The following is a 5828-nucleotide window of genomic DNA, read 5'->3' on the forward strand; positions in this document are numbered from 1 at the left end:
CGCAACGCGCGCGCCCGGGCCCGCTTGGCCCGGTACTGCGCCATGTCGGCCTGCCGGAAGAGGTGCCGCGCGGACGTCGCACCGGTCACGGCCGTCGTCGCGATGCCGTAGGAGATCGCCGCGCCGTGCGGCAGCGGGAACTCGGCCACGGTCGCCGCGACGACCTCGGCGACCTCCACGCGCCGCCGCCCGACCGTCACGAGGCAGAACTCGTCGCCACCGATGCGTGCCGCTGTCGTGCCGGGCAGCGCGTCGGACGCGCGCCGCAGGACGTCCGCGACCGAGCGGAGCAGGTCGTCGCCGGTGTCGTGGCCGAGCTCGTCGTTCACGCGCTTGAGGCCGTCGACGTCGCACATGACGATGCACGTCTCGAGGCCCGACTCCAGGGCGGACTCCGCCGCGGAGTCGGCGACGCGGCGGTTCGACAGGCCCGTCAACGGGTCGTCGGCGACGAGGTGCCGCACCTGGCCCTCGAGGTCGACGCGCGCGATCGCCCCGCCCAGCAGCGCCCCGAGCACCTCGGCACGGGCCAGGTCGTCGACGCCGAACAGCGGCGACCCGAGCTCGCGCATCGCGTACAGCTGGCCCCAGACGGCGCCGTTGACCACGACGGGCGAGGCGAGCGCCGACGCGCCGTCGATCTCGCGCAGCGTCTGCACCTCGACCGCGTCACCGGCTCCGTCGTCGGAGCCCGTCACGGGCCGGCCGGCGACGTCCACGGCGTGCGCGACCCAGCTGACGCGGTCACGGATGAGCCGCCGCAGCGCGGGGCGGTCGTCGGCGCGGTACGACGCGCGCACGCGCCACACGATGCGCGGGTCCGCGGGCTCCGGCACGACGCGAACGACACGCGCGGTGTCCTGCTCGATGCGCAGCACCGCGAAGGAGCTCGCGCCCAGCATGTCGACGCCCGCGGTCGCGGCGACCTCGACGACGTCGTCGAGCGTGCGGCAGCGGTCCAGCCGGTGCGCGGCGGTCGCCAGGCCCCGGACGCCGACGAGCGCCGCAGCAGACCGATGGTCCCTGCGGGTCCCCTCGGCGGTCCCCCGGCGCGTCACGCGCCCATCATCGTCCCTCGGACACCTGTCCGAACAGTTGAGGGCATGAGAGGTCCATGAGATCACCCCGCCGCCGCGTCGGATCGGCCCGCCGGCGGGTCCGGTGCAGCACCAATTGCCCCGATCGTGCTGAGCCGAACGGGTGAGGCGGACGCGACGCGCGCCGGCGCACCGCCCGCCCGGAGCCGAAACCATTCGCCGGCTTGTCGGTGCTCGTCCGGCACGGCGACCCTGACGCCACCCTGCCCCTGGCGACCGCACGACCCGGCGAGCCGCCGGCAGGAGGCGCCCCGCGGCGACGACGCCGCACGTCGGAAGGAGTCCCGCCATGTCCACCGTCACCGCCCTGCGACGCAGAGCCCTCGTGGTCGCCGCGATCGCCGGGCTCGCCGCCGCGACGCTCGTCGCGCTGCCGGCGTCGCGCGCCGAGGCCCACGGCGGCCTCACCTACCCGCAGACGCGCACGTACGCGTGCTACCTCGACGGGCTCGCGGGCGGGCAGGCCGCCGGTCAGGCGGGCAACATGCTGCCGACCAACCCGATCTGCCAGCAGGCGCTCGCGGCCAGCAGCTACCCGTTCTACAACTGGTACGGCAACCTGCTGGGCACGATCGCGGGGCAGCACCAGACGATCGCCGACGGCAAGCTCTGCGCCCCCGACCCGAAGTTCGCGGCGTTCAACACGCCGAGCACCCAGTGGCCCACGACGAAGCTGCAGTCGGGCGGGCGGATCACCTTCCAGTACGCGGCGACGGTGCCGCACCCCGGCTGGTGGACGCAGTGGATCACCAAGGACGGCTGGGACCCGAGCCAGCCGATCGGCTGGGACGACCTCGAGCCCGCGCCGTTCGACCGCGTGCTCAACCCGCCGACGCGCTCGGGCGGCCCGACGGGCCCCGAGTACTACTGGACCGCGCAGCTGCCGCAGAAGACGGGCCGGCACGTGATCCTGTCGATCTGGGAGCGCACCGACAGCCCGGAGTCGTTCTACAACTGCTCCGACGTGGTCTTCGACGGCGGCGGCACCACCGACCCCGGGGACCCCGGCGACCCGGGCGACCCCGGTGACCCGGTCGACACGACGGCGCCGACCGCACCCGGCACCCCGACCGCCGCGGCCGTCGACGGGACCACCGCGTCCCTGACCTGGGCGGCGTCGACCGACGCGGTCGGCGTCACGGGCTACACCGTGCACGACGCCGCGACGGGTGCCGTGCTCGCGCGGCCGACGTCCCCCGCGACGACCCTCTCCGGCCTCACCCCCGGCACGTCGTACTCGGTGTACGTGACCGCGACCGACGCCGCGGGCAACGTGTCCGCACGGTCGTCGACGCTCACGTTCAGCTCGGGGACGGTCCCCGTCGGGTCGTGCTCGGTGAAGTTCGACGTGTCCAACGCCTGGTCCGGCGGGTTCGTCGGCAACGTCACCATCTCGAACGAGTCGATGACGCCCGTGAACGGCTGGCAGCTGACCTGGACCTTCACGAAGGGCGAGAAGGTCACGCAGGCCTGGAACGGCACGGCCACGCAGTCCGGGGCCGTCTTCACCGCACGCAGCGCCGCGTGGAACGGGACGATCCCGCACCACGGCGCGGTCACGTTCGGGTTCATGGGGTCGAGCAGCGGTGCGCCGGGTCAGCCGACCGGGGTCGCGCTCAACGGGCTGCCCTGCGCGCTCGCCTGACGGGCACCTCGCCACGGGTCACGAGGGTCCGGTCGCCACGGCGGCCGGGCCCTCGGCCGTGCGGGGCGGGCAGGGGTCAGGCGCTCGCCGTGATCGCGCCGACGACGCGGACCTTCACGGCGACACCGTCGACGGCCGGGGGCAGCGGGGTGGACCGCCCGCGCGCGGACACGTTCACCTGGAGCAGGTACCCGTCACCGTCCGGTGTGATCCCGATCCCCCGCACGTCTGGTCGCCCGGCGAGGTCGGCGCGCAATCGTTCCTTGGCTGCACGCGCCTGCTCGAGATCCGCCATGCTGCACCGCTTCCCGCCGGCCCACGCCGACGTCGGGCGGCTCGCCGGGCAGGGTCAGGTGGCGAGCGTCGCACCGAGGGCGTCGAGCACAGCATCGATCGGGTTGAGATAGGTCAGCCCGGACCCATTCTCGCCTCCCGTCTCCGAACCCGCAAAGAGCAAGCCCAGGGCGACGCCGTCCTCGCGGTACACGAGCGACCCCGAGTCGCCGCCGCGCGAGAACGCCGACGGACCCGTCGACTCGACCTCGATCTGCCCGTCGAACGCGATCTCGCCGAGCTCCTCGCCGTAGCCGACCACGACGTCGTCGAGCTCGATCGCGGTGACCTTGCCGTGCGTGACGGACGTGGTCCGGCCGATCTTCGCGACCTCCTCGTTGCCGACCGCCGGTGCGGTCGTCGTGACGAGCCCCACCGGGTAGTGCAGGTCGACCTCGGGGTCGTCGAGCAGCGCGACGGCGCAGTCGACGGTCGCGCGTCCGTGCGGCTCGAGCTCGACGCGGCCCGCGAGCTCGCCGACCTTGTCGCGCGAGGTGCGGCCGCCGTCGGCCGGTCCGGGCTGAAGGATCGGGTCGCCCATGCGTGCCGAGGGCGTGCCCGACAGCACGTGGTAGTTCGACAGCGCGTGCATGCGGCCGTCGACCACGACGAACGCCCCGAGGGTCCCTGCCGACACCTTGGCGTGCGCGATCGAGACCCCGGGCCGCAGCGGCCGCACGCGACCGGTCTCGCCGAGCGAGCGGGCCGTCACGACGGGCGGGCGCGGCGTGACCGACGGACCACTGCCGGGTCCCGCGAGCGTGCGGATCCGTCCGGTACGCCGCACGTCGGCGGCCGGCCCGACCTGCTCCGCGACCTTGCGCGCGATGCTCCGCACCGCCGGGACGCCCAGGCGGTAGCGCACCGCGACGCCGTACCCGCCGTCGGCCAGCGGTGCGAGCCCCAGCGCGAGCGGCACGGTCGCGGCGTGCATGTCCTGCACCTGCACGCGTCGCTGCGCGAGCTCCCGCACGTAGTCGCCGACCTGCGCCTTGACCTCGCGCGCCTCGCGCTCGTCCATCGATCCCATCGACCCCCCTGCCGATCGCCGCCCGGTGGTGTCCCGGTGCTTGGCGGCAAGTCTGCCGCCTCGCACCGACACCTGCCGGGCGACGTCCGCGGTCAGCCGCGCGGGGGGAAGACGCCCTGGAGCGCGATGATGAAGGTGAGCACCAGGTACGGCGGCAGGTTGTCGTGCGGCAGGCCGCCGCCGGTCACGGACAGCGCTCCGGGGTTCATGGTCAGCGCACCGGGCCCGCTCCCGTAGAGGTCCTCCGTGAGCCGGCCGATGCGGCTCGTCGCCCATGCGGCACCCGACGGGTTGCCGGTCGTGCCGCGGGTGCCGTCGGGGAGGGTCGCGACGGGGTGGCCGTGCACGGGCATCTCGGACTCGAGCAGCGTGACGGTCTGCGACCCGAGCTGCTCGCCGAGCGCGACGTCCTGCAGCCCGGGGCCCTGACCGTGGTGCACGGGGCTGCGTCCCTGCAGGTCGGGCAGTCCGAACGTGCTCCTGCCGTCGCCGCCGTACGTGGTGCCCAGCAGCGAGAACAGGGCGGTGTTCTGCGAGATGGGCATGAGCTGCCCGTTGCACAGGGCCCACCCCTTGGGGGCGAAGTTCCCGGCGAACATGCGGATCTCGGCGACGAACGGATCAGCCATGGGTCAGTCCCTGCTGGGGAAGATGCCGACCAGCGCGATGACGGCCTGGAGGGCGGCGTACGGGGGCATGTTGGGGTGCGGCTGCGAGCCGCCGACGTGCGCGACGAGCCCGTCCGCCATGACGGCCTGGGGCGTCGGCCCGTAGTGCGGCGCGTCGGTCACGGCCCAGCGGGCACCGCCCGGGAGCGGACGGTCGGCGGCGGACGCGGCGTGCACCGCGTGCGTGTGCGGGGGCAGCTCGCTCACGGTCAGCGTGTGCGTCTCCGCGCCGGCCGCCTGGCCGAGGACGAAGCCGGGGGCGACGTGCACCGGGACGCGTCCGCGCAGGTCCGGCAGCGCGAAGGTCGTCTGCCCGTTGCCGCCGTACGTCGTGCCGAGCAGCGAGAACAGCGCCTGGTTCTGGTTGATCGGCAGCATCTGGCCGTTGCACTGCGCCCAGCCGCGGGGCGGGTAGCCGAACGCCGTCAGGCGGATCTCGGCGAGGAAGGGTTCCGACATGGTGTGTCCTCACGCCTGCTGGGGGTAGAGGCCGTAGAGCGAGATGATGAACGACACCGCGAGCACCGGGTGCCGGTTCTCGTGCGGCTGCGAGCCGCCCGCCGGACCGACCACGTCGGCCGCGAGCGCGGTGCTCGGGGCGACCGACGGCGCCACGAACGCGGGTGCCGTCGACGCCGCCCACACCGCCCCCGCGGGCGACGTCCCGGTCGCGGCGGCGACCGACGCCTGCGGCCGGTGCGTGTGCTGCGGGATCTGCTGCGACGACAGCGTGACCGTCTCGACCCCGCCGGTCTCGCCGAGCGTGTACGTCGTCGTCGAGCGCGGTCCGCGGCCCATGTGCAGCGGCGAGCGGCCGCGCAGGTCGGGCAGCGCGAAGGTGTTCTGCCCGTCGCCGCCGTACGTCGTGCCGAGCAGGGTGAACAGCGTGTCGTTCTCGGAGATCGGCACGAGGCTGCCGTCGCAGAACGCCCAGCCCACGGGGGCGAAGTTCCCGGCGAACATGCGGATCTCGCCGATGTACGGCTGTGACATCAGGCCTCCGTCCCGGCGTCGTCGGCGGGGCCGCGCGTGCCGTCGGTCGTCGGGTGGGTCGG

7 protein-coding genes are annotated in these 5828 nt (G+C 74.2%); 1 reads left to right on the forward strand and 6 read right to left on the reverse strand.

The window, feature by feature from the left end; all coding sequences use genetic code 11:
- Window positions 1–1058 (reverse strand): diguanylate cyclase domain-containing protein (locus HGA02_RS08590; RefSeq protein WP_168678667.1); only part of this gene is annotated, 1058 nt, incomplete at its 3' end.
- Between the two features lie 328 nt (window positions 1059–1386).
- On the opposite strand from HGA02_RS08590, the gene HGA02_RS08595 reads away from it, so the two are divergent.
- A complete protein-coding gene (locus tag HGA02_RS08595) occupies window positions 1387–2742 on the forward strand; it encodes a lytic polysaccharide monooxygenase (RefSeq protein WP_168678668.1) in 1356 nt (451 codons plus the stop codon).
- A 76-nt stretch (window positions 2743–2818) separates the two neighbouring features.
- Here the strand turns inward: HGA02_RS08595 and HGA02_RS08600 are convergent, their stop codons facing one another.
- The 5 genes from HGA02_RS08600 to HGA02_RS08620 form a co-directional block, all read right to left on the reverse strand.
- Window positions 2819–3037, reverse strand: a complete 219-nt coding sequence (locus tag HGA02_RS08600) for a hypothetical protein (RefSeq protein WP_124343756.1) — start codon at window positions 3035–3037, stop codon at window positions 2819–2821.
- A 54-nt stretch (window positions 3038–3091) separates the two neighbouring features.
- Window positions 3092–4105, reverse strand: coding sequence for a S1 family peptidase (locus HGA02_RS08605; protein WP_246247583.1), 1014 nt, complete (start codon window positions 4103–4105; stop codon window positions 3092–3094).
- A 92-nt stretch (window positions 4106–4197) separates the two neighbouring features.
- Window positions 4198–4734 carry a phage tail protein gene (locus HGA02_RS08610; RefSeq protein WP_168678669.1) on the reverse strand — a complete coding sequence of 179 codons (537 nt, stop codon included), beginning with the start codon at window positions 4732–4734 and terminating at the stop codon, window positions 4198–4200.
- Between the two features lie 3 nt (window positions 4735–4737).
- Window positions 4738–5232: a phage tail protein gene (locus HGA02_RS08615; RefSeq protein ID WP_168678670.1), complete on the reverse strand. Its 495-nt coding sequence runs from the start codon at window positions 5230–5232 to the stop codon at window positions 4738–4740.
- 9 nt (window positions 5233–5241) lie between these two features.
- Window positions 5242–5766, reverse strand: coding sequence for a phage tail protein (locus tag HGA02_RS08620; RefSeq protein ID WP_168678671.1), 525 nt, complete (start codon window positions 5764–5766; stop codon window positions 5242–5244).
- Between the last annotated feature and the right edge of the window lie 62 nt (window positions 5767–5828).

The organism is Cellulomonas septica (assembly GCF_012396155.1).
Classification (GTDB): Bacteria; Actinomycetota; Actinomycetes; order Actinomycetales; family Cellulomonadaceae; genus Cellulomonas; species Cellulomonas septica.

Excerpts from the sequence above, each read along its gene's own strand:
- HGA02_RS08595 (WP_168678668.1), top strand. The coding sequence starts at position 1,387 with ATGTCCACCGTCACCGCCCTGCGACGCAGAGCCCTCGTGGTCGCCGCG.
- HGA02_RS08600 (WP_124343756.1), bottom strand. The coding sequence starts at position 3,037 with ATGGCGGATCTCGAGCAGGCGCGTGCAGCCAAGGAACGATTGCGCGCC.
- HGA02_RS08605 (WP_246247583.1), bottom strand. The coding sequence starts at position 4,105 with ATGGGATCGATGGACGAGCGCGAGGCGCGCGAGGTCAAGGCGCAGGTC.
- HGA02_RS08610 (WP_168678669.1), bottom strand. The coding sequence starts at position 4,734 with ATGGCTGATCCGTTCGTCGCCGAGATCCGCATGTTCGCCGGGAACTTC.
- HGA02_RS08615 (WP_168678670.1), bottom strand. The coding sequence starts at position 5,232 with ATGTCGGAACCCTTCCTCGCCGAGATCCGCCTGACGGCGTTCGGCTAC.
- HGA02_RS08620 (WP_168678671.1), bottom strand. The coding sequence starts at position 5,766 with ATGTCACAGCCGTACATCGGCGAGATCCGCATGTTCGCCGGGAACTTC.